This window comes from Paenibacillus lycopersici, assembly GCF_010119935.1.
Classification (GTDB): domain Bacteria; phylum Bacillota; class Bacilli; order Paenibacillales; family Paenibacillaceae; genus Paenibacillus_Z; species Paenibacillus_Z lycopersici.
In genome coordinates this window covers 2,271,985-2,294,571 of record NZ_CP048209.1, presented here as the reverse complement: position 1 = coordinate 2,294,571, position 22,587 = coordinate 2,271,985, and the positions used below count along the sequence as shown (strand labels likewise).

The 22,587-nt window shown below is 60.1% G+C and carries 18 protein-coding genes and 1 riboswitch; of the genes, 2 read left to right on the top strand and 16 right to left on the bottom strand.

Annotation, left to right across the window (positions count from 1 at the left end; translation table 11 throughout):
• Positions 1–24: 24 nt before the first annotated feature.
• The 11 genes from GXP70_RS09935 to GXP70_RS09885 all read right to left on the bottom strand — a co-directional run bounded on the left by GXP70_RS09935 (position 25) and on the right by GXP70_RS09885 (position 12,089).
• Entirely contained in the window at positions 25–894 is an 870-nt protein-coding gene (locus GXP70_RS09935; protein WP_162356290.1) for an AraC family transcriptional regulator, read from the bottom strand.
• 116 nt (positions 895–1,010) lie between these two features.
• Complete coding sequence (locus GXP70_RS09930) at positions 1,011–1,379, bottom strand: hypothetical protein (RefSeq protein ID WP_162356289.1); 369 nt, start codon at positions 1,377–1,379, stop codon at positions 1,011–1,013.
• Between the two features lie 256 nt (positions 1,380–1,635).
• Positions 1,636–1,788 carry a 50S ribosomal protein L33 gene (rpmG, locus tag GXP70_RS09925; protein ID WP_162356288.1) on the bottom strand — a complete coding sequence of 51 codons (153 nt, stop codon included), beginning with the start codon at positions 1,786–1,788 and terminating at the stop codon, positions 1,636–1,638.
• A gap of 682 nt (positions 1,789–2,470) precedes the next feature.
• Positions 2,471–4,519, bottom strand: a complete 2,049-nt coding sequence (locus GXP70_RS09920; RefSeq protein WP_162356287.1) for a molybdopterin-containing oxidoreductase family protein — start codon at positions 4,517–4,519, stop codon at positions 2,471–2,473.
• Between the two features lie 189 nt (positions 4,520–4,708).
• Positions 4,709–5,692 carry an aldo/keto reductase gene (locus GXP70_RS09915; RefSeq protein WP_162356286.1) on the bottom strand — a complete coding sequence of 328 codons (984 nt, stop codon included), beginning with the start codon at positions 5,690–5,692 and terminating at the stop codon, positions 4,709–4,711.
• Between the two features lie 47 nt (positions 5,693–5,739).
• Positions 5,740–7,536, bottom strand: a complete 1,797-nt coding sequence (locus tag GXP70_RS09910; RefSeq protein WP_225442744.1) for an LTA synthase family protein — start codon at positions 7,534–7,536, stop codon at positions 5,740–5,742.
• A gap of 277 nt (positions 7,537–7,813) precedes the next feature.
• Complete coding sequence (locus GXP70_RS09905; RefSeq protein WP_162356284.1) at positions 7,814–8,431, bottom strand: TetR/AcrR family transcriptional regulator; 618 nt, start codon at positions 8,429–8,431, stop codon at positions 7,814–7,816.
• A 99-nt stretch (positions 8,432–8,530) separates the two neighbouring features.
• Entirely contained in the window at positions 8,531–9,301 is a 771-nt protein-coding gene (locus GXP70_RS09900) for an SDR family NAD(P)-dependent oxidoreductase (RefSeq protein WP_162356283.1), read from the bottom strand.
• Complete coding sequence (locus GXP70_RS09895; protein WP_162356282.1) at positions 9,298–10,104, bottom strand: SDR family NAD(P)-dependent oxidoreductase; 807 nt, start codon at positions 10,102–10,104, stop codon at positions 9,298–9,300. Before GXP70_RS09895 ends, GXP70_RS09900 begins: the two co-directional genes overlap by 4 nt.
• A complete protein-coding gene (locus tag GXP70_RS09890; protein WP_162356281.1) occupies positions 10,101–11,102 on the bottom strand; it encodes a sugar phosphate isomerase/epimerase family protein in 1,002 nt (333 codons plus the stop codon). Before GXP70_RS09890 ends, GXP70_RS09895 begins: the two co-directional genes overlap by 4 nt.
• Positions 11,103–11,318: 216 nt before the next feature.
• A complete protein-coding gene (locus GXP70_RS09885; RefSeq protein ID WP_162356280.1) occupies positions 11,319–12,089 on the bottom strand; it encodes an SDR family NAD(P)-dependent oxidoreductase in 771 nt (256 codons plus the stop codon).
• A 135-nt stretch (positions 12,090–12,224) separates the two neighbouring features.
• Between GXP70_RS09885 and GXP70_RS09880 the strand changes: the two genes are divergently transcribed.
• Entirely contained in the window at positions 12,225–13,118 is an 894-nt protein-coding gene (locus tag GXP70_RS09880) for a helix-turn-helix transcriptional regulator (RefSeq protein ID WP_162356279.1), read from the top strand.
• An 831-nt stretch (positions 13,119–13,949) separates the two neighbouring features.
• Here GXP70_RS09880 and GXP70_RS09875 read toward each other — a convergent pair.
• The 5 genes from GXP70_RS09875 to GXP70_RS09855 form a co-directional block, all read right to left on the bottom strand.
• Positions 13,950–14,840 (bottom strand): glycoside hydrolase family 43 protein, encoded by an 891-nt coding sequence (locus tag GXP70_RS09875; protein ID WP_225442743.1) that lies wholly within the window; start codon positions 14,838–14,840, stop codon positions 13,950–13,952.
• Positions 14,841–15,180: 340 nt separating this feature from the next.
• Positions 15,181–17,697, bottom strand: a complete 2,517-nt coding sequence (locus tag GXP70_RS09870; RefSeq protein WP_225442742.1) for a GH116 family glycosyl-hydrolase — start codon at positions 17,695–17,697, stop codon at positions 15,181–15,183.
• Between the two features lie 170 nt (positions 17,698–17,867).
• Positions 17,868–19,658: an L-fucose isomerase gene (locus GXP70_RS09865; protein ID WP_162356277.1), complete on the bottom strand. Its 1,791-nt coding sequence runs from the start codon at positions 19,656–19,658 to the stop codon at positions 17,868–17,870.
• A gap of 118 nt (positions 19,659–19,776) precedes the next feature.
• The gene (locus GXP70_RS09860; RefSeq protein ID WP_162356276.1) at positions 19,777–20,817 is read right to left on the bottom strand and encodes a LacI family DNA-binding transcriptional regulator; all 1,041 of its coding nucleotides are present in this window, start codon (positions 20,815–20,817) and stop codon (positions 19,777–19,779) included.
• 219 nt (positions 20,818–21,036) lie between these two features.
• Positions 21,037–21,348, bottom strand: coding sequence for a hypothetical protein (locus tag GXP70_RS09855; protein ID WP_162356275.1), 312 nt, complete (start codon positions 21,346–21,348; stop codon positions 21,037–21,039).
• Between the two features lie 208 nt (positions 21,349–21,556).
• A riboswitch (SAM riboswitch) is annotated at positions 21,557–21,685 on the top strand.
• A 115-nt stretch (positions 21,686–21,800) separates the two neighbouring features.
• On the opposite strand from GXP70_RS09855, the gene GXP70_RS09850 reads away from it, so the two are divergent.
• Positions 21,801–22,346, top strand: a complete 546-nt coding sequence (locus GXP70_RS09850; RefSeq protein WP_162356274.1) for a hypothetical protein — start codon at positions 21,801–21,803, stop codon at positions 22,344–22,346.
• The last annotated feature ends 241 nt before the right edge of the window (positions 22,347–22,587 follow it).

Here is a 22,587-nt window from a genome sequence, read left to right as displayed (position 1 = left end):
AAACAATCGGAGATGCGGACGATCTTATCCTTTTCGGTAGTCGCTCGGCGCCCGGCCGCGATGCCTGCGGAACAAGCGCGCGAAGTAAGAAGGATCCTCGTAGCCGACCGTCTCCGAAACCGTGAATACGGGATAATCCGTATAGAGCAGCAGCTTCTCGGCCGCCTCCATCCGCAGCTGCTGCAAATGCGCGAGCGGCGTCATGCCGGTATGCGTCTTGTACACGCGGCATAAATAATTCGGCGACCAATGGACAAGCGCCGCAAGCTGCTCGAGCTGGATCGACTCGCCCAGATGCGCGGCCATATAGCGCTTCAGCGTCTCCACTTCTTCGGCTCCCGTCCGTTCCCGCGTCCGGTCGCCCTGCGACGCGATCAGCTGCCAGAGCAGTTCTTCCGTCCGCAGCAGCAAGTCCGCGACCATAAGCTCCCGGTGCTCCTCCGTCACATAGCGGCTGCCGGGATCGAGCAGCCGGTTGAAGCCTTCCAGCAGGAACGGCTGCAGCTTCGCCGGCACGCGAATCGGCCCTTCGCGGAGCGAGGCCGGGACGGGCATGCCTCGCTTCGCTTCGAACCAATCGAAGAAATTGACGACGGCGGGCTCCTGCGTGTCGTCGCGAACGAGAAACGTGCATTCCAGGTTATGCAGCGAATTCGTCTCGTCGCCATGAAACTGATGCCATTCGTTCGGGTTGATGATGTAGAGATGCCCGGGAAGCGCCCGCGTCAGCCGGTCATTCACGAGGAACCGGCCTTCCCCGTCCGTGATGTACATCACATGGAAAACGGGATGGCGATGGCGGTTGTTCACCGGCCCCCTGCGGTTCTGCTGACGGTCTGTCGTGATATGCTCGACGCGCAGCGGGCGGCCGTGCATGAGAAGCCGAAAGCTCATATTCGGAACCCTCCTGACGATAATGCCTGTACGCCCATTTTACGCCAATGCGGGAACGGCGAATAGACCGGAACGGTACATTCCGGTCTCTATCTATGCTTGCCTGGGCCGGATCGTCAATTGATTTGACCGAGCCGGTTGCGGTTATGCAGGACCGGTTCGCTGGCATTGCCGCGCTCCCGCTTCTCCATCACTTCATGCAGGCGCTCCGTCAGCTCCGCGAACCATTCCGCATCCCGCGTCGCCAAGGCCAGCTCGATGAAATCGAGAATCGGCTCCGCGTAATCCAGCACCCGCGCCGCAGGCTGCGGCTTAAGCCAGCCGCTCAATACGGAGACCGTAGTGCCGACCGCGGCATCGTGATCGGATTGCACGACGTACACGCTTGCAATGTTCTGCCGTTCGTTCAGCGACGTAATAAATCCTTGAATAAGCTCCCCGTCCTTCGTTCTGCCTTGTACCCAATCACTGATCGCAAAGCTCATCGTCAGCACCACCTGTCGTCGGAATTGACCAATCTGTATCTGTTATAGTTACAGTTCAGTGAAGAAAAGAGGACCTTGCACGCGCGGCTTACCGGCTCGAGTCCTTCTTCTCTTTCGATACTGTAATTATATGAGTTACAGTTTAAAATGTCAAGCAACTTACTTATATTAAGTTAACTTCATCGCAACATGCGGCCATGCAAACATGCAAATGAAGATTAGGGACATCCGTGGAAGATCTAGCGATCAGGAGCGATCAGGACCTGGTCTCTCTGTGAAGCGTCACCTTTTTTTGCGACGGACAATATTTGTTCAGCTCCAGCCGGTTAGGATCGTTCTTCTTGTTCTTGGTCGTCATGTAATTGCGGGCACTGCATTCCGTGCATGCCAGCGTGATCGTTACGCGCATGATGCTTATTCCCCTCCTTTGCCTCCCTTTGTCACTAAGGTATGAAGGAAAGCCTCGCGGTGACAATCGCACGGCCAACAAAAAGAACCCGCCTTGCGGCAGGTTCCCGGATTGTAGAGAAACCCGCGTTTTTCTTAATACGCCGGGTTTCTTACGTATTCGATGCCGTCCAAGTGCTTCGGAGGGGCGGTTATCCCTCTCGAGCCTTCTTTTCCAGGCGGAGGGCAATCAACTTCATACCGGACAGACTCGCGACAACCCCGCTCAGGAACACAAACGGATCCTGTTGCCGTTTCGCCCGCGTGGCATGGCTGGCTGTAACCGTTTGGAGAGCTTCATGACGGTTGGTTCGCGGTATGTCCCTCGATACAAGGAAGTGGACAGGAGATCTGTTATTTGCATCATGATCACGTTTTTTCATATGCTCGCGGACAGGAGATCCGCTATATCGGCTGCTTAGCCTGGTTTCGATGTCATTCGAGAACATTAACGGATCCTGTGTCCGTCCACGCCCCCAATAGCCCTATTTCCCCCAAATAACGGAACCTCTGTCCGCCCAGTCTTGGAGAGGGGACCTTTTCCTTTCAATAAATGCGGGCATATGCGGCATCTAACTTTCTCGACAGCCTAAGAACCCGCCTTGCGGCAGGTTCCGGCACCGATATAGCTATGCGTTCGCAGTCTATGCGCGGGCCACGTCAACGCGCCCTGAGAAGAACGTCGCTCCCTGCCCCATATCCGCGACGCGGTCGGGGGTGAGCGCATTGACGACGGCGTTGTCGGCCTTGCCGTCGGACCATAAGCCTTGGCTGACGACGACGCCCGGCAGCACGTCCTCCCCGACGGCGGCCGTCAGCACGCACGCGCCGCGGTCGTTCCACGCCTTCACCGCATCGCCATCCCGAATGCCGATTCCGGCGGCGTCGGCGGCGTTCATGTACAGCTTCGGCGTCTTCTCCAGCGCCGCGTGCTTGTCGTTGTTGGCGAAGGTGGAATTCAGGAAATTGTGGTTCGCCGTCGGAATGAACAGGAACGGGTATGGCCCGTCGTCCGGCAGCGGAATGTACGTCGGCAGCGGCGGGAAGCCTTGCTTCTCCATGGCGGCGGAGTACAGCTCGATCTTGCCGCTCGGCGTGCGCAGCTTGCCGGACAGCACCGGCCTGACGGCCGCCTTGGCGAATTGCCGCTCCTGCAGCAGCGCGGCGGACAGGCCCGCAAGATTCGGGTTGTTCGGATTGTCCAGCGCCTGGTCGATCATGGCGAGATCGCCGTCGCGCAGCGGCTCGTCCTCGTAGCCCATCGCCTTGGCGAGCAGCCGGAACACATCGGCGTTCGATTTGCTCTCGCCGTACGGCGCGACGACCGGCTCCTGAATTTGCACGTAATGATGCCAATAGGATGAATAGACGTCCGTATTCTCGAAGGCGGACGTTGCCGGCAGCACGATATCCGCGTACAGCGCCGTCTCGGTCATGAAGAGCTCGTGCACGACGGTGAACAGGTCTTCGCGCGCCAGCCCTTCCCGCACCTTGCCCGCATGGGGCGCAACGACGGCCGGGTTGGCGTTATAGACGTAGAGCGAGTAGATCGGCCGCTCCAGCTCGAGCAGCGCGCTGCCGATCAGGTTCATGTTGATGGCGCGCGACCGCTCCAGCCCGTCCGGCTTCAAATCCGGGCGTTCCAGCGCATGCTTGTTGAGCGCCAGATGGCCGCCGTTCCCTTTGATCGCGCCGCCGCCCTTCTTCAGCCACTGGCCGGTCAGCGCGGGGAGGCAGGAGATCGTGCGGGTCGTCATGCCGCCGTTGTCATGATGTTGCGGCCCGTTGCCGATCCGGATGAACGCGGCGCCGTCGACGCCGCCGTACATGCGGGCCAGCTTGACGATATCCTCGGCCGGAACGCCCGTAATGGCGGCAACGACGTCAGGCGGGTACTGTTTCGCATGCGCGCGCAATGCTTCATGGCCGACCGTATGCTGCGCCATGAACGCTTCGTCCGTATATCCTTCCGCGAACAGCACGTGCATCAGCCCGAGCGCGAGCGCCGCGTCCGTCCCCGGCTTGATCGGAATGAACCAGTCGGCCCATTTGGCGGTGCGGTTGCGGTGGACGTCGATGACGACGACGGCGGCGCCGTTCTTGCGCGCTCTCTCGGACAGCGTCACCTGATGCATATTCGTGCTGACCGCGTTGACGCCCCACATGATATGCAGCTTGGCATGGACCGTATCTTCGGGATCGGTGCCGAAGCTGCCGCCCATCGTGAAGCCGTAGCCGACCGTCCCCGCCGCCTCGCAGATGGAATAGATCAAGCGGCTCGCATTCATGCGGTTGAAGAAACGCCGCCCCATCCCTTCCGTGTTGATGCGGCCCATATTGCCGTAGAAGCTGTAAGGCAGTATCGCGTCCGGTCCTTCGTCCGCGATCAGCGTCTTCCACTTGCCGGCGATCGTGGCGATCGCCTCTTCCCAGCCGATCCGCTCGAATTGGCCGCTTCCTTTGGGACCGATCCGCTTGAGCGGATATTGCAGCCGCTTCTCGTCGTAGATCCGCGCCGTCATGTTCCGTACTTTATTGCAAATCGCTCCCTGCGTGACCGGATGCGCGGGGTCGCCTTCGATCTTGACGATCACGCCGTCCCGTTTATGAACGAGGAGTCCGCACTGATCGGGACAATCCAGGGAGCAGACGGACGGGAATACGCCGTCTGCCTGTTCGATATAGCTGCTCATGCCGTCTCTCCTTTCGCCTATCAACGCCGTTGAATCTGCAATTAAGTATACTAGCCGCCGGGCCGGACGACAAACAAGAATGCACGCGAAGCCGATTACCGCCCCGTCAAGCACGCAAGCGCAAAAAAAAGCCTGACGGCCGCGGGGACCGACAGACTTTCGCTTAACATTCGCTCTACCCTTGCATCGTTACCGCTCGCCTGTCTCCAGGAAGCGCTTCTGCGCCGGCGTCAGCGCCAAATCCCCGGCCGAGCAGCTCTCGCGCACGTACTCCGGCTTCGTCGCCCCGATGATCGGATAGACCGGGAAGTCGTGCGCCGTCAAATACGCCAGCGCCACCGCGCTGCTTGCCGCGCCCAGCTCGGCGGCAAGCGCCTGCACCCGCTCCAGCCGGTCGAAGCTGGCGGCATTGAAATACTGCCGTTCGACCGCGGAGGCGCTGCCTTGGCTGCCCGCTTCGCGTCCGCGCGCATACCGGCCGCCGAAGAAGCCGTTCGCCTGCGACGAGAACGGAATGACGGCCATCCCGGTCTCCTCGAAATACCGTTTATCCCCATCCGTCATCGCCACGAGCGTCGGGTCTCCGATGGAACCGGGATTAAGCACGGCCAAGTTCCAGAGCGGCTGGCTGGCGGCGAACGGCGTGCGGCCGTTCGCGGCGGCATAGGCTTGGGCTTGCTTGATCCGCTCGACCGTCCAGTTGGAGCAGCCGATGCTGCGGATTTTGCCGGCCTTGATCAGATCGTCCAGCGTATCCATGATCCCGTCCACCGGTCTGGACGGATCGTCGCGATGCAGCCAGTACAGATCGATATAGTCGGTCTGCAGCTGGCGCAAGCTCCGCTCGACGTCCGCGACGATCTCTTCCCGGCCGAGCCGGCCGATGTGCATCGACGACAGCTCGGGATGTCCGCCCTTCGTGGCGATCAGAAGCTTAGAGCGGCTGCCGCGTTCCTTCAGCCATTTGCCCAGCCGGAGTTCCGTCAGGCTGCGGCCTTGGTTCAGCCAATCGTCGTAGACGATCGCGGTGTCGAAGAAATTGCCGTCCTGTTCCACGTACAAGTCAAACAAGCGGAATGCCGCTTCTTCCGTCATGCCTCCGCCGAAGCCGGCCGTCCCCATGACGATGACGGCCGCGTTCAAGTCGGTGCCTGGAATCGTTCGATGCCTCATTGCGCGTTCCCTCCGGTTCTCGAATGGTTGCGATGAATGATAGTGCGTTATTCCGCGTCGCCGCCTTCTTTGAGCGGCAGATGCGAGACGAAGCTGTCCGATAGATTCAGCAGTTCGAGCGCGCGATTATACTGGTCTTCCGTCGCCTGCTTATCTCCCGCCTCGCCCGGAAGCGGGAAGTTCGTGCCGTCGGTGTAATCCTTGCCCGGCAGGAACACGTTCTCGTCGTTAATGAACGAACCGGAAGGCAGGAAGTGCCGCATCGGCAGCAGATTGGACGTCTGATTGAGCAAATCCTGGCCGAAATGAATCTGGTTCGCCGTCGATACGCCCAGCAAATTCGCCACGGTCGGCAAAATATCGATCTGACCGCCGACATCGTGCTGCACGGAAGGATACGTTACGCCAGGCACGCTCAAGATGAGCGGAATGCGGAACATGTCCGGGTAGCCGTACTCATGGCCGAGCATATCTTTCAGCATCTCTTTCTCGTCGCCGCTCAGCGAGTATATCGGAAGCCCTTGATGGTCACCATACATAACAATGATGCTGTCATCCCAGAGGCCGGTGTCTTTCAAGCCTTGGATGAACGCGCCCAACGCGTAATCCGCATAGTTCTGCGCATGGATGTAATTGCCTACCAGCGTGCCTTCCATGTTATCCGGCAGCGTCATCTTGTACTTCGACGCCGGGATGTTGTACGGATGATGCGCGCTCATCGAGATGACTTGCGCATAGAACGGCTTGTCGGACTGGTCCATCCGCTGCAGTTCCGGAATCGTCTTGGCGTACAGCACCTCGTCCGAAGCGCCGAACGCGATGTGATCTTCGTCGCCGTAGAACTTCTGGTCGTAATATTTGTCCCAGCCGATCGCGGCGTACAGATTGTTCCGGTTCCAGAAATGAACCTCGTTCGTATGGAACGTTGCCGTGTCGTAGCCGTTCTCGTGCAGCAATTTCGGCAAGCTCGGCAAGGCTTTATCGACATAGCTGTCCGTAGCGGCTTCGTGATGCGGCACGTACAGCGACGTATTCACGACGTATTCGGCATCGGATGTCGTGCCTTGACCTACCATCGTATAGAAACGGTCGTAGTGGAAAGTTTCCTTCACCAATTTGTTCAGGTTCGGCGTTACTTCCTGACCGTCGATTTTCAGACCGATTAAGAAATCCTGGAACGACTCCATTTGCAGGATAATGAGATTCTTGCCTTTGGCGGCTCCGAAATTGTTCGGCGCTGCCGACTGTTGAACGCCCTTCAGCTCGTCGATCTTCGCCTGCGTGATTTGATCCGCCGGGACAATCTCGTCTTTCCCCGTGGTGTCGGAGAGCAGCGTGAACACCTCGTAGTTGAGGATGCCCATGTCTTCCGCCTGTTTGTTCTCGTTCATGCTGGCCCGGTTCGGCCAAATATTGAATACGCAAAGCGCGAGCGATGCGACGATGACCGTATACAGCGTCGCCTTGCGGGCAGGACGCGCCGAGCGGAAGCCTGCATGCGGATCGTAGGACTTCTTCTTCGGCCAGAACGCGATGACCGCGAGCGCGACAACGTCAAGGAAGAACAGCAGGTAGTACGGGTCGAGCAAGGAATAGGTGCTCTCTCCGACCTTCGTTACCTTGTCGGCCTGATGAAGCGCATGGTACGTCACGATTACGCCATAATACTTGTAATACATAACGACGGTAAAATAGAGCAGCGTAATCAAAAGATCGGATATTAAGTAATAGAGCATTTTGCGTTTCGATGCGAACAGCTCGATGCAGCAGAAGACGATCCAAATAAACGGAAGCTCCGTCACGATCGTTTCCCACGAGAATCCGATGTCGAATACGACATACATGACAAGACTGCCTTTAATGAGCAGCAACAGCGTAAAAAGCAAAAAACGCCGGTTTAACAGCTTTGACCAAAACATTCTTTCATCACCTTCATGCCTGAAATTATGAAGCCCCGAAGCGCGCAAACGCGCTTCGTTCCTGACCGGGATGCGCCGCAACGGCACCGGATACGGTTACCGGATGCGGCTTGAAGAAACGGCTGTCGCCGCCCGTAATCGGACGGCGAAGCAAGTTTCTTCTCCAGGCGAACGGCGCAAAGCCAGTCTTGCGGCCCGTTCGTCACGGCTGCCAGAGACTTAACGTGAAATCGACCATTTCTTCCATATACGCGGTCATGTCCGGCTCCGGAACCATCTTGATGCCGACGATGGCGCTGTACGTATACTGCATCCACATGGACAACAATTGCCGGGCCGCGAACGTGAAATTCATCGCCCGGATTTCGCCCCTGACATGTCTCCGCCGCAGAAATTCCGCAATCGACTCTACCCGCTCGGACATCATGACGGACAGCTGCTTCGCTTCCACCAAATCAAACAAATCGTTCTCGCGGAACAAAATTCGCATCAGATCGAGATCGTTCAAGAATAACTCCCGGATCTTGCCCAATATGACGAGCAAGGCATCCCGGAGCGGTAAATTCTCGATCGTCTCGTTCGTCAGCTGTTTGATTTCCCGGACGCGATGCTCAAAACTTTCCTTCAGCAGGACAGCCATGATTTCTTGCTTCCCGCCGGGAAAATAATGATAGAGAATGCCGTCGCCCTTCTGAATCTGTCTTGTGATCGCACGAACCGGAGTGCCGTGATAGCCCATCTCTGCGAAAAGATTTTTAGCGGTTTCCAGTAGCTTATCTCTCGTTGCCGTTGCTTGTTCTTTTCGACTGATTTGCGCCATCCCGCTACCCTCCAGCTTTCGTTGAACGATCGTACAGTGAGAAGTATAGTCCCGGCCCGCTCGTTCTGTCAATGATAATGTCGGTGCGCCGCCGGTGCGTCAGCGCAGGCTTAATCCGCCGTCAACGGTTAATATTTGGCCGGTCACTTGCCGGCTTAGCGACGACGCCAGGAACAGGACGCTGTCGGCGATATCCTCTCCCGTCTGCATCCGCCCGAGCGGCAGGCGCGCGCCGACTTCGGCGTACTGCTCGTCAGGATTGACGCCGGTCGCGCGAATCCGTTCCGTCTCGCCTTCCGAAGCGACCCAGCCGGGCTGCACGCAGTTGACGCGTATGCCGTGATGGGCCAGCCCTTTGGCCAAATTCCGGGTCAACGTCACGATGCCGCCTTTCGACACCGCGTATGCCATGGCGTCAGGCGAGCCCATGCTCGCGTGCGTGGAGCCGATGTTCACGATGCAGCCCGTTCCTTGCTCGATCATCCCGGGCACGAAGGCTTGGCTCATGAGGTAGGCGCCCTTCAGGTTGATGTCCATGATGCGATCCCAGAACGCCTCTTCCGTGCGCAGCAGGTCGGCCCTCGGGAAGATGCCCGCATTATTGACAAGCACTTGAACGGTGCCGGCCTTCGCTTGCACTTCCGCCGCCAGCGCCTGAATATCGTCCGCCCGGGAGACATCGCAGCGAACGAAATGCGCTTCCTGCCCGGCTGCGGCCATGTTCGCCGCTTTCTCCGCGCCCGCTTCGTTCACGTCTACGATTACTACCCGCGCCCCGAATTGCGCGAAACGATCCGCGATCGCTCCGCCGATCCCTTGCGAACCGCCGGTGACAAGCACCGTCTTGCCGGCAACATCGATTCCCGTCATCCTGCTTCCCCGTCCTTCTGCGCGGCTTCATATGCCGCCTTTGGAATTTGCGTCGCCAGCTTGCCGCCGCTGACGTCGATCATCGTTCCCGTAATATAGGAAGCGTGGTCGGAAGCCAGGAAGCAGATCAAGCTGCAAACGTCGTCCTTGCTGCCCCAGCGGCGAAGCGTCAGCGTGTCGAGCAGCCGGTTCTGCCGCTCCTCGCTGAGCTCCGCGAAATGGTTCATCTCCGTCGGAATCATCCCCGGCGAGTAGCAGTTGACGGTGATGTTCCACGGTCCGAGCTCGCCGGCCAGCACGCGGGTGAACTGCTTGACCGCCGCCTTGGAGGACGCGTACGCGGCGCTGCCGTACGAGGGAACGATCGCCGCGAAGGAGGCGGCGTTCAGAATCCGTCCCGCTCCCTGCGCCTTCATGACGGGAACGACGGCTTGGCTCATCAGGAACGTGCCTTTCAGATTGATGTCCATGTTGGCGTCCCAGACGTCTTCGCCGAGCGTCTCCACGATACCGCCGCTAGCCACGCCCGCGTTGTTGACCAGGATGTCGATGCGGCCGTACAGGGCGCGAATTTCCTTGACAACCTCTGATACGCGGCCGGCGTCCCGGACGTCGCAAATAAATTGGGCGCCTTCGTGCCCGCGCTCCGCGAACTGGCTGCCCAGCTCGTCAAGCAGCTCCTGCCGGACGTCCAGCGCGACCGTCGTGACGCCTTCCTCGGCAAGCTTCAGCGCGATCTGCCGCCCGATTCCGCGCCCGGCGCCGGTAACGATCGCCACTTTCCCGTTCAGATCGATATTCACGATACCGCCTCCTCGGCATTGTCCGATTCGGCCTCCGCGATCAATGATTGCATGTACGCGATGCTGGAGCGGAGCTGCGCCCGTTCATAAGCGGCGACTTCGCCCGGCGAAGCCTCGCGCTCATGCGGCGTACGCCAATCGGACGCCGGCTTGCTGTTCGCCGCCGCGAATCGCAGCACTTCCGCCAGCTGCCGCGCGGACCGTTCCGGATAATCCGGCCAGTAATCGTCCGCAAGCACCCGGATATGCCGCGCTTCGAGCGCGCCGATCTCGATGGACATCGGCAGCTCCGCGGGTCCGAGCTCCCGGAAGATCGCCATCAGCGCCGGGAAATCGACCACTCCTTGTCCGATCGGACAGCGCACGAGGCGATAGCCTTCCTCGCTCGGATAGATCCAATAATCTTTCAGGTGAACGTTCTTGAGGTAAGGGGCGATGCGCCGGGCGAAATCGACCGGCTCCTCGGCCGTCGCCAGCGGATTGCCGGTATCGAGCGTGAGGCCGAAGTTCGGGGAGCCGATCGATTCGCACAGCCAGATCAGCTCCTCGGAGGCGAGATCCTGGTGATTCTCGAGCGCGATCGAGACGCCTTCGCGCTCGGCGGTACGCACCGCGGCAGCCAGGCCGTCGCGCACCTCCTGCAGGAAAGCGTCCCAGCGTCCGGCCATATTGCGGCGGTCGCCGCCGATCCGCGCTCCGCCCGCCACGGTACGGACGATCGGCGCTCCGCAAGCCGCCGCCAGCCGGCAAGCCTCGCCCAGCTTGACGGGATCGTACCCGCCGCAAGCTACCGTCACGTAGAGCCCGCGCTCTTGCGTCATGCGGGCGATGGCCGGTATATCGGCCGCGGCCAGCGTCGAATCCGGCAGCTCGACGCCTTGCAGATTGGCGCCGAGCGCCCAGGCGATAACGGCCTCCGCCGTCATCGGCGTCCGCCCCGACCGGGGGTGAAGCCCCATCGCATACGTCGTACCGAACATGGAAAGTCCAACTCGCATTTCCATTCACCCTTTCGTTTCGACTATTGTCGCTTCGTTCAATCGTCGATCTGGTCATCGTTCTGGTCGTCATGCTGGTCGTCGCGCGTGCTCGTTGGCACGCCGGTTCTCATGCTTGCCGTCGTATTGGCTGTCACGCTGGTCGTCGTTCCACTTGTTTTTCTGCCGATTGCATTGACGCTCTGCTTCCGGTTCGCCTGTCGGTTAATCCGCCGCCTATCGGGCCGTCCAGCCGCCGTCGACGGTGAGCGCCGATCCGGTCATGAAGCTCGAAGCGTCGGAAGCGAGGAACAGCACCGGCCCCGCGATTTCTTCCGGGCTCCCCCAGCGGCCGAGCGCGATCTGCTCGACGAAGAAGCGGTTCGCTTCGGGGTTGTTCAGAACGGGCGTATTCAGCTCCGTGGCGATCGGACCCGGGCACAGGGCGTTGACCGTCACGCCCCACGGCGCCAGCTCCAGGGCGAGCACCTTGGTCAGCTGAATGACGCCGCCTTTGCTCGCGCAATAGGCGGACCGTTCCGGCAGGCCGACCATGCCGAGCATGGAGGCGATATTAATGATGCGGCCGAACTGCTGCGCCTTCATGACCGGGGCAGCGGCCCGCGCGCACAGGTAAGGCGATTTCAAGTTGGCGCCCACCACGAGATCCCAGCTTGCCTCGTCGTATTCCTCGATCGGCTTGCGGATGTTCGTGCCGGCATTGTTAATCAGAATATCGATGCGCCCGTAACGTTCCTTCACGGCGCCGATCATCGCTTCCGCGCCGCCGTACGAAGAGATGTCCGCTTCCAGCGCGGCTACGTCGGCGCCCGTCTTCTCCCGCAGCGCGGCCGCGGCTTCTTCCGCTCTCGCCAGCGTGCGGCTCGTCAGCACGACCGCCGCCCCCGCCTCTGCCAGCGTCTCGGCCATGACGAATCCGAGTCCGCCGGCGCCTCCCGTCACCAGGGCGACCCGCCCGGATAATTGAAACAACTGCTGCACGTTCATTTCGCGTCTACCGCCTCTCGTATACTTGTAAGGGAATGCGCTTACATGGTACCATTCTGCTAACCGCGTTGGATTTACATAAAAAGGATCGCTTTTTGGATTTTTCCGTAAATTTGCCAGACGGTGGTGAAGGTAATGGAAACAAGTCCTTATGCCCTTCCGCGCCCGTGCGCCATGCGCGACTTATCGCCTGTCATCCACTGGGCGCAGCAGCATGTCCGAACGCCGGCGTATCATTGGAATCGGCGCATTTACGACTTCGAGCTGCTCTTCGTCAAGCATGGCGAGATTCTCGTCTGGATCGGCGGCGAGCCGCATGCGGCGCGGACGGGCGCGCTGCTCGTGCTCCCTCCGTGGATTCCGCATGTCGTGGAGGTGCGTTCGGAGCCGAACGCGGAGCTGCTCGGCGTCCATTTTGACTTTTTCGACGAGACGCCCGCGGGCCATTCGATTATTGTCGACGAGCTCCAGATTAACCCGCAGGCCTTCAGCGCGGTGCCTTACGTGCAGGACAAGCCGCTGCTGCCCGGCTACCTGTTCCCGAACGTCTCGGGACGGATCGTGTCGCTGCTGGAAGGCATCGTGCAGGAGTGGAACGAACGCCGTTCCGGCTACGATACCGCCTGCAAGGCGATGCTGCTCCATCTGATCGCGCTGCTCGTCCGCCACGGGAACGAATCCATGCGGCAGCCGCAGCCGAAGTACGAGGAGCGCCTGCTCTCGCTGGCGGACGAAATCCGCCGCCACTGCAGCCGCAATTGGTCCTGCGCCGAGATGGCGAAATATTTGCTCGTCCACGAGGATTACATGAGCCGCCAGTTCAAGGCGCTGATGGGCGTCGGACCGAACAAGTTCGTCCAGTCCGTCCGCCACCAGGAAGCGAAACGGCTGCTGCGCGAAACCGACCATACGGTCGAATGGATTTCGGGCGCGGTCGGGTACGAGGATTTTCATTATTTCAGCCGGATCTTCAAACGCTGGGAAGGGATGAGCGCGCTGCAGTTCCGGAAGCTCTCGCGCATGATCTGAGGCGGAAGCGCATGATCTGAGGCGGAAGCGCTTGATTTAAGGCGGAAGGAGCCGGATGCGGAGCGCCGCTGTGAACGGAAGAAGCCCGCTTCGGAATGCCGAGGCAGGCTTCTTCCGCCTGTAGAGAAACCCGCGTCTTTGATAAACCAAGGTTTTATTCCAATGTCCATTCTGAGGAGAGCACATCATTATAATCGCAGGGTTTCTTGTCATGTTAGGTTCCGTCCAGGGGCTTCGGAGAGACGTTTATCTCTTGAAACCTTCCTTCCCAGGTGGAGGGCAATCTTCTTCATGCGGCGGTCGCGAAAGGTTCGACGCCGCAATTTCCGCATGTATGAAAATAAAAGGAAAGGATCCCCCGCCAAGACTCTTGGACAGAGGATCCGTTAATTGGGCGAAATCGGGCTTTTTGTGGAAGCGCACGGACACTGGATCCGTTAAGGCGCCCGGATGGTGCCGAGAACAGGTTAATTGGCCGATATAACGAACCTCCTGTCCGCGAGCTCACGAACAAACGTGATCATGAAGCGAATAACGGATTTCCTGTCCGCTTCCTTGCATCGACGGACGCACCGTGAACCAGCCGCCATGAAGCCGGCTGGTTCGAAACGGTTACGGCCATCCGTGCCGCGCCGGCGAAGCGCCAACAGAATCCGTTCGTGCTCAGGGCACAGGTTGCCGAGCCTGCTCGCAGCAGCGTATAGGTTTCTCACCAATCGGAAGAAGCCCGCCTCGGAATGCCGAAGCGGGCTTCTTCTTCGTTCCCATTCCCTATTGAGGCGGCCGCATCAGCGGCCGAGCCGCTGAACAAGCGTCCGCGGCGATCGCGCCTTACCAGCGCTCCGTCATGACGACCGGCTTGATCTCGCCGTCGCCGATTTCCATCCGGTCGATGCAGAGGATGCGGCTGCCCGGATCCGTATCGCCGATAATCCGGCGATGGTAGACGATCAGCCACTCGTCGCTCTCCGGCAGATGCAAGTAGCCGTGGTGGCCGGGGCCTTCGGCAAGCGGCGGCTGCTTCTGCAGAACGGTGCCTTTCGGCACGAACGGCCCGAGCGGATTGTCGCTGATCGCGTAATCGACGCTGTACGTCCCGTTCGTCCAGCCGCCTTTGGACCACATGAAATAGTACAGGTTGTCTTTCTTGACCATGCAAGGGCCTTCCACGTAGCCCGCGGGCGTAATGCTGATATGGGTCTCGCCGTTCTCGAACGGCACGAAGCCCGTCATATCCGCGTTCATCTTCGCCACGTTGCAGTGGCTCCAGCCGCCGTAGTACAAGTAGATCTGGCCGTCGTCATCCTTGAACAGATGCGCGTCGATCGGCTGCGCGCCGTGAATGAACCGGTCGACGAGCGGCTTGCCCAGGTAGCCGCGGAACGGGCCTTCCGGCTTGTCGGCGACGGCGATTTCGAGACCGCCGGTTTCGTCGTTATTCTGAATGTCGTTGGACGCGAACACGAGGTAATAACGCCCTTGGCTCTCGATAATCGTCGGTGCCCAGACAGCGCGCCAAATCCACGGGAAATCTTCCATCGCGATAATGCCCTCGTGCTTCTCCCATGTCTTCAGATCGCTCGAGCTGAACGCGTCCAGGTTCATTTGCTTCGTATATTCCGTAATGGAACGCGTAACGTAAATCCAGTGCTTCCCCTCATACGTTCTCGCTTCCGGGTCGGCGTAGTAGCCGGGTACGATCGGATTCTCGATGCCTCTCAACTTGCATTCCTCCTGCGTCAATATGAAATCGCTGTCAACGTGATTATACGAATGCAGCCGGGCGTTGTCCATGACGTTCTGACAAATTCATGATGATCCGACAGACTCCCGATGATGGACTATAACCTCGTCGTTGCGCGCCAGCACCGGCCGAGAGTGGCATAAGCCCTCCTCGCCGCAAAGCAAACAACCGCCCTCCGGCCGAAGCCCGCGAACGGTTGCCCTGCTTGCAGTTGCTTGTAACTGCTTGTAACTGCTTGTATCTGCTTGTATCTGCTTGTAACTGCCTGTAACTGCTTGCAGCTGCTTGTAGCTGCCTGCAAGCATGCCATGCGTCCGGCTACAGCTGAATCGTCGTCCCGCATGCTTGAACGCGCACGCCGCTCATATCGCCGCCGAGCACGTCGATGCTTGGAACCAGCTTGCCGCTGATCGGGTCCTTGGCCTGCTTATACACGCCCCAGCCCCGTCCCGTGCTCCAGAACGACGCGTATTCCTCGTCGCCGACCGCCGGTTTGAACGCCATCGTTCCGGCCGCCATGTCGAATTCGAAGCCGGAGAAGGCGATCAGCAGCCCCCAGCTCGACATCGAGCGCGCATAGTGGTGGCCGCACTCCACTTCGTTCCACGGGCTGCGCCGGTAACCGTCCTGGCGGTCGCGGACCGCTTTCACGATCGTCAGCGCCTCGTCGATGAAGCCTTCGTAGACCAGGTTCGTCGCCACATGGTACTCGATGCCGGTCCATACTTCGTCGGAGTACACGAACGGCAGCTTCGGACGTCCGCCGTTCGGCCAGGAGCAGAGGACGAGCCCCTGCTCGTCATGGAGCGCGTACACCCGCTGGCAGTTCACGTGATCCTTGAAGTCGTGCTTGAAGTTATGCTTGAACACGGCGTGGATCGCGCTCTTCAGCCGATCCTCTTCCATCAGATGGCCGAGGCCGTACAAATGCGCCAGTTGCTGGCCGAGCAGCTGATCCGACAAGCACCCGAGCCCGTGCTGGTACTTATGCGCATTGACGTCGTCCAGTACCTGAACGAAGTATTCGCCGTTCCACGTCAGCTCGCTGAGCCGCGCGGCGCTCGCCGCCGCGGTGCTGCCGTAGCGCTCGGCGTTCTCGTCTTCCCGCAGGAAGCGGGCCATCGCCTCTCCGGCTCTCAGCGCGCCGAGCAGCATGATGCCGGTCAGCGGGTTCGGGCCGTAGAACTCGATGTCGTACGTGTTATGCTGCTCGCCCTCCATCACGCCGTCGCTGTCGTGATCCCAGTGGTCGAGGGCGTAATCGAGCGCCCGCTTCACGTTCGGCCACAGCTCCCGCAGGAATTCGCCGTCGCCGGACAGCTTCCATTCGCGGTATACCCGCATCACCGCGCCGAGCTGGCCGTCCGCCGCCGCAGGCGCGGTCTTGCCGCCCCATTCCCATGTGCGGCCGAACATCGTGAACGCGCGGAACGCCATTTTGCCGGATGCGTCGACTTCCTCCAGGAACTCGACGCGGCGCATCGTCCGCTCCAGCGACGGATACAGGAACGCGAGCGTCTGCTCGTAGTTCCACACATGCGTGCAGCTGCCGTCGCAGGAGCCGCCGTCGTCGAACGTGCCTTCGTAGCCGAGGAACTTGCCGTTCTCCAGCCAGAAGCAGGTCGTGCTGCGAAGCACCGGCATGTTGCCGGCCAAGGCGTCGACGACATAGCCGGGCAGCGTCGTGCCGAACAGCGCATCGCGGAACGCGGTCGTCCGCTCCTTCAGCCAATCCAGATTGTTCAGCAAGTACGCGCCCGCATCCCAAGCGCTCGCGAACCGCGTCGCGTAATGGTTGCGGGTCGTCTCGTGACCGGGACGCGAATCGCACAGCTGCTCGTTCCAGCCGTTCACGCGGTTCGGGAAATACCAGGACAGCGCGAATTGGAACGTCTTGGTCTCGCCGGGCTGCAGCGTCTCGATCACGCCGAGCGAGCCGGTATCCGTCTTATGCTCCTCCGACGGCGTCTCGTAACCGAGATCGGTCAGCCGGCCGTCTTCGGTGAAATCGTCCCAGAACTCCTGCAGGAAATCGTACCACGCGCCGCGCAGCCACGCCCGCTTGACGGTCAGCTGCGTATTCGTCGTCTGCAGCGCGAGGCTGCCGTATTTCAAATCGCCGGGCGCCCACTTCTCCGAGGACAGATCAAGTCCCGATATGTCCGTCTGCTGCCGGAACGCGTTCACGTTCTGCCCGCAGGGCATGTTCCAGTTCAAGTTGCCGAATTTATCGTACGTCAAACCGCCGACGGGATTGATCAGCGAGCCGGCGATGACGACTTCGGCCGGGCTATCGCTCGCGTTCGTGACGCGATAGCTCAGCGATGCCGCAGGAATGCCGGAATGCTCGGGATCGAGCGGAATCATCGGCGTGAACGCTTCGAGCTCGACGTTGACCGGCAAATCGGCGTCGCGAAAGACGACGCGCGCCATCGGATACGTGCCGATCAGCTCGGACTCGTCCAGGCGCGGCAGTCCGGCCCCCGTGAGCGGATGGTAGCCGTGCGAGAGCGCATGCGGCGGAAGCAGCTTCGACTCCAGCACTTTGGCCACCGGCTGACGCCCCTCCTGCTCGACGCGGATGGCAAAAAACGTATTCGGCATGTAGGTGTTCTTCGCCGGACCGTTGAAAATCTCCCAATCCCGCAGCTCGCCGCGGCTGCCGAGCGAAATATTGCCCGTGCCGATGCCGCCGAGCGGGAAGAGCGCTTCCCTGGCATCGCCGGGGTATGTGCGCAAACCGCTGCCGGCATGCAAGTGTTGCTTCGTTTCGATCATGAGAACACCATCGCTTTCCGCGTTATTGTTGTCCTGCCTGTTCGTAGTTGGCTTCATCGATGTCCGCCGCTGTCGTCGTTCTTGCTCGGCGATGCCGATCGGTTCGCTTAAGCGAACCGATCGCGGCGGCTTGCGCCGGCTGTCCGCGGACGCTTATTCGGGTACGCATCGGACAGCCGCCCGCTTGCCTGGTTGGTCGGCCGCTGCCTGCTGCCGTTCGGCCGCTCTTACCGGTACAGCGGCCCGAGCGCCTGGCATGCCCGGAAATCCGCACCTACCGGATCCATGCCGCCGAACGCGCTCCACATGCTCGGACGGAATACGCGGTCGTCCGGGACGTTATGCATGCTGACAGGGATACGCAGCATGGAGGCGAGCGTAATCAGATCGCCGCCGATGTGGCCGTAGCTGACGGCCGCATGGTTCGAGCCCCAGTTGTTCATGACGGCGTACACGTCCTTGAACAAGCCTTCGCCCGTCAAATTCGGCACGAACCAGGTCGTCGGCCAAGTCGGGTTGCTGCGCTGATCCAGCTTGTCGTGGACGTCGTCCGGCAGCTCGACCGTATAGCCTTCCGCCAATTGCAGCACCGGCCCGAGTCCCGCGACCAGGTTGATGCGCGCCATCGTAACCGGCATGCCGGCACGCGTCGTGAAGTCCGTCGAGAAGCCGCCGCCGCGGAAGAAGTCGACCGCCGGGCTCCATTTCGTCGCCTCGAGGCAATCGTTCGCTTCCTGCTCCGTAATGTCCCAGAACGGCTTCATCGCCGGCTGGCCGTCGATCGTCTGGCGGCCCGTGCCGTCGAGCGCCGCGGGGCCGGAATTGATGAGATGGATGATGCCGTTCGCGGCTCGGCCTTCCAATTGATGCCCCGTTACGCGTTTCACCGCGTCCGGGCTCCAATACGTCCGCACGTCGGCGAAAATTTGCGCCGCATTCGTCAGCAGATGCCCGAAGAGCATCGTAATGCCGTTCAGCGTATCGTTCTCCGTCGCCAGCATGTACGGCTCGCGAATGCCGTTCCAGTCGAACGAAGACGTCAGGATCGCTTCCATGAAGTCGCCGTTCGGGAAGTAGTCCGTCCATGCGCGCTGGCCTTGGAAGCCCGCGGCGATGGCGTTGTGGCCGAGCGCTTCCTCGCCGTAGCCGATTGCGTTCAGCTTCGGATTGCCGATCATGAGGTCGCGCGCGATGAGCGTCATCTTGACGACCGTCTCCCAATCGCCCGCTTTCTGCTCTTCGGTACGCTGCAAATGCGCCGGATTGACTTCCGCGCCTTCGTTGCAGTTCGCTTTGGCCCATGCCAACGCGCTTTCATATTCGGCCTGATCGTAGATGCCGAGTTCCATGCGGCGCACGAATTCCGTCATGTCGACGTATTCGTTGCGAATGCCGAGGAAGCGCTGGAAGAACGTCTCGTCGACGATGCAGCCCGCGATGCCCATCGATACCGAGCCCATCGACAGGTACGATTTGCCCTGCATCGTTGCGACCGCAAGGCCGGCTTTGGCGAATTGCAGCAGCTTCTCCTGCACGTCCGGCGTAATCGTCGTGTCGCCGATGTCCTGCACGTCGCGTCCGTAGATGGAGAACGCGGGAAGCCCCTTCTGATTATGCGCGCTGAGGACGGCTGCCAGATATACCGCGCCCGGACGCTCCGTGCCGTTGAAGCCCCAGATCGCTTTCGGCCTTGTCGGATGCGTATCCATCGTTTCCGTCGGGTAGCACCAGGAAGGCGTGACCGAGATCGTCAGACCGACGCCCGCGCGCGCGAATTTCTCTTCCGCCTTCGCCGCCTCCGCGACGCCGCCGATGCATGTATCGGCGATGACGCATTCCACGGGCAGGCCGTTGCTGTGCTTCAGGTTTTCCGAGAGGAATGCGGCCGCGTTGCGGGCCATCTCCATCGTGACGTCCTCCAGCGACTCGCGGATGCCGCCACGGCGGCCGTCGATGATGGGACGGATGCCGATTTTGGGCAGGCTGCCTTGCAATCTGTTGCCGATATGCGTGTTCATGGATCGATTCCTCTTTCCTCGCGTGGATTTGGGTAAGGATCATTGCAGTAGCATCGTTAAAGTAAGCATCACTTAGAAGTAAGCATTTTCGTTATCCGATTCTTGGTTGTCCGGATCCTTACGGAATGCGTTTCACTTCATGCCGAAAAATATGACCCGCAGGCGAATGCGCGTCGTCCTCGCCCCGAATGAGCCGGAGCAGCAGCTCGCCGGCCTTGAGCCCCATCTCGTACGGATGCTGGTCCACGTAATAGAGACCGGGCTCCTTCAGCAGCCTGCCCGCTTCGACTTCGCCGAAGGATGCGACCGCCATGTCGGCGGGTATGCGCAGGCCGCTCCGCACGAGCTCCAGCAGCACGCCGAGGCTCATCTGGTTGTTGAGCGACACGATCGCCGTCGGCTTCTCCGCCTCGTTCAGAAATTGACGAACCGCCCGGACACCGCCCTCGGCCGAGAAATCCCCGCTGTAGAGCAGCAGCCGGTCTTCGACGCCGCGCTCCTTCATGGCGCGCAGCACGCCTTCCAGACGGTCGCGTCCCGTGCTGACTCTCGTCGGCCCGTTCACAGCGCCGATGCGGACATGTCCCTCGTCCAGCAGCGCTTTGGTTAACTCGTAAGCGCTCTGGACATTGTCCTCCGCCACCAGGTCCAGCTTCGGCAGGCTTGCTTCCTTGCCGCTGTCTCCCTGAATGGCGCTGTCTTCGTCTTCCAGCCGCCGATCGATCAGCACCATCCGCTGCCCGTTGTCCAGAAGGCCGTTGATGTTCGCCACGTTGCCGCCGGAGGTCGCAAGGACGATGGCGTCGACGCGTTTCTCGTGCAGCAGCTGAAGCAGCCTTGCTTCCTTATCCGGCGCTTCGCCCGCGCTGCAGAACATCAATTGAAATCCTTCCGGACCGACCACGTCCTCGATGCCTCTCGAAATGCCCATGAAATAAGGGTTCGCGATATCCGGCACGATGACGCCGATCATGAACGTCTTGTCCTGCTTCAAGCTTCGCGCGATGGCGCTCGGCTGATAATTCAGCCTGGCAATGACGCCGAATACGCGTTCCTTCACTTCCGGGCTGACGTAGCCGCTGTCGTTAAGCACGCGGGATACGGTAGCCGTCGATACGCCGGCTTCCCCCGCGACTTGCTTGATCGTTGCTTTGGACAACCTGTATTCACCTCGAAACTTGGATGCAATCGTCTATGTAATCGATTACGTAAACGATTACACAATGAGATTACTGCGGTTTCCTAATGCTGTCAATAGCGAATGCTGCAATGCCGGGCAGCGAATCTCCGCCTTCAACGCCAAGCCCCCCGCCCGTCCGGAAACGAACAAAGGCCCTGCCCCGAAAAATCGGAACAAAGCCTTCGCGGCGGCGTTCAGTTAGCTGGCGAATGCATAGATCAGCAGCGCTATCAACGGCAATAGCCACAGCAGCGGAATGCCGTTCCACAACATGGCGGCGCGCCGTCTCCGGCGGGCGAACAAGATCCATCCCGCGATCATGGAACCGAGAATGGCAGCCGGATAAATCAGGATGTAGATGAAAATCAGCCAGGTCGTCACATCGTAAGCGGCTTTCGGGCTGTCGAACCCCATGACGGACATCCCGAGCACGAACAGCCACGCGACCAATGACACCAGGTAAACGAGCTGCGACATGATAAGCGCGGCAGCGGCTGTCCCGCGTTTCATTCAGGCATCGCTCCATCCCTATGAGTGGTAATCGTTGCTCAAGTATAACGAATACTAGTATCGGCTGCGGGACGAATTTCCTAAAGACTTATCGCCCGAACCGATTGCTCTGGTTCTGCCCGGACCTTCGCTGCCTAATAAAGCGCCGATGCAGCCCTTGACAGCGATCGCGCTTCTCGACCATAATGAGAGCAATTGAATACGATATTTCTTATCAAGAGCAGGTGGAGGGACAAGCCCGATGATACCCGGCAACCGACTACCCTTTGCGACCCAAAGGCAGGCACGGTGCTAATTCTTGCGGAACGCTTCGCGAAGCGAATCCGGGAGATAAGAGCGAGGATCGGTGACGTTAACAGCCCATGGCCTTCTCTGCTTCCGGAGAAGGTCTTTTTTGTCGTCTCTGCGCTTGTCTTACCGATGGAACGAACTTGGGCTCAGGAGGAACTACGATGCCGAACACGAATGCCGACCTTATAACGAATCATGAATCCGCCGCGTACCGCCGGGATGCGCTCCCCCGGCTGCTCGCGATGCTCCGCTTGAGGAATTCGGTACTGGACCTTTCAATGGGTACATTGCGGCAGGTCCGAATTACCCGCATCGAATGCTTCCGCTTCGACAGCGGGCTTGCCGAGAAGCTGCATCCCGGCAGCGGCAGCGATTACTGCTGCGGGCTGCTTAAGATCTACGCGAACACAGGAGCGGCCGGGACAGCGCAGTTTGCGATCCCTCGCGCCTCCTTGAACGGGGACCTGGTGATGTGGGCCAATCCTTTCCACCGGCTGAAGGGACTGACGCTGCTCGAAGGCTTCCACTATGCGCAGCACAAGCAGGAGGCCTGGGGACCGGCGAGATTCGAACTGCTTCTAACGGCCCTTATGAATGTTCAAGCAAACCGCGAGCCGGCAGCGGCCGGCCAAGAGAATGAGCAGCCGCAATATGTGCGGGATCGCGCATACTTGTTACGCCATACGCAAACCTACGTCGTATTCTGAGGGACGCGGCTCAATAACGCACACAAAATAACGCGGAAGCGGCTGTTCCTATTGGAGCAGCCGCTTCCGCGTTCCAAGCTGTCGAGAAAGTTCGACGCGGCATACGCCGCATTCGCATGTAGGGTAAGGAAAGGATCCCCTCTCCAACACTTTCAGCACCTCGCGCGGTGTGACGGCGTATGACGGCTGTCAATCTCATACCTCTGGCGGACAGAGGATCCGTTATTGGGGGGAAATCAGG

Bases quoted from the DNA above. Each gene is read 5' to 3' on its own strand.
- GXP70_RS09935 (WP_162356290.1), bottom strand. From the start codon at position 894: ATGAGCTTTCGGCTTCTCATGCACGGCCGCCCGCTGCGCGTCGAGCAT.
- GXP70_RS09930 (WP_162356289.1), bottom strand. From the start codon at position 1,379: ATGAGCTTTGCGATCAGTGATTGGGTACAAGGCAGAACGAAGGACGGG.
- rpmG (WP_162356288.1), bottom strand. From the start codon at position 1,788: ATGCGCGTAACGATCACGCTGGCATGCACGGAATGCAGTGCCCGCAAT.
- GXP70_RS09920 (WP_162356287.1), bottom strand. From the start codon at position 4,519: ATGAGCAGCTATATCGAACAGGCAGACGGCGTATTCCCGTCCGTCTGC.
- GXP70_RS09915 (WP_162356286.1), bottom strand. From the start codon at position 5,692: ATGAGGCATCGAACGATTCCAGGCACCGACTTGAACGCGGCCGTCATC.
- GXP70_RS09910 (WP_225442744.1), bottom strand. From the start codon at position 7,536: ATGTATGTCGTATTCGACATCGGATTCTCGTGGGAAACGATCGTGACG.
- GXP70_RS09905 (WP_162356284.1), bottom strand. From the start codon at position 8,431: ATGGCGCAAATCAGTCGAAAAGAACAAGCAACGGCAACGAGAGATAAG.
- GXP70_RS09900 (WP_162356283.1), bottom strand. From the start codon at position 9,301: ATGACGGGAATCGATGTTGCCGGCAAGACGGTGCTTGTCACCGGCGGT.
- GXP70_RS09890 (WP_162356281.1), bottom strand. From the start codon at position 11,102: ATGCGAGTTGGACTTTCCATGTTCGGTACGACGTATGCGATGGGGCTT.
- GXP70_RS09885 (WP_162356280.1), bottom strand. From the start codon at position 12,089: ATGAACGTGCAGCAGTTGTTTCAATTATCCGGGCGGGTCGCCCTGGTG.
- GXP70_RS09880 (WP_162356279.1), top strand. From the start codon at position 12,225: ATGGAAACAAGTCCTTATGCCCTTCCGCGCCCGTGCGCCATGCGCGAC.
- GXP70_RS09870 (WP_225442742.1), bottom strand. From the start codon at position 17,697: ATGAAGCCAACTACGAACAGGCAGGACAACAATAACGCGGAAAGCGAT.
- GXP70_RS09865 (WP_162356277.1), bottom strand. From the start codon at position 19,658: ATGAACACGCATATCGGCAACAGATTGCAAGGCAGCCTGCCCAAAATC.
- GXP70_RS09855 (WP_162356275.1), bottom strand. From the start codon at position 21,348: ATGAAACGCGGGACAGCCGCTGCCGCGCTTATCATGTCGCAGCTCGTT.
- GXP70_RS09850 (WP_162356274.1), top strand. From the start codon at position 21,801: ATGCCGAACACGAATGCCGACCTTATAACGAATCATGAATCCGCCGCG.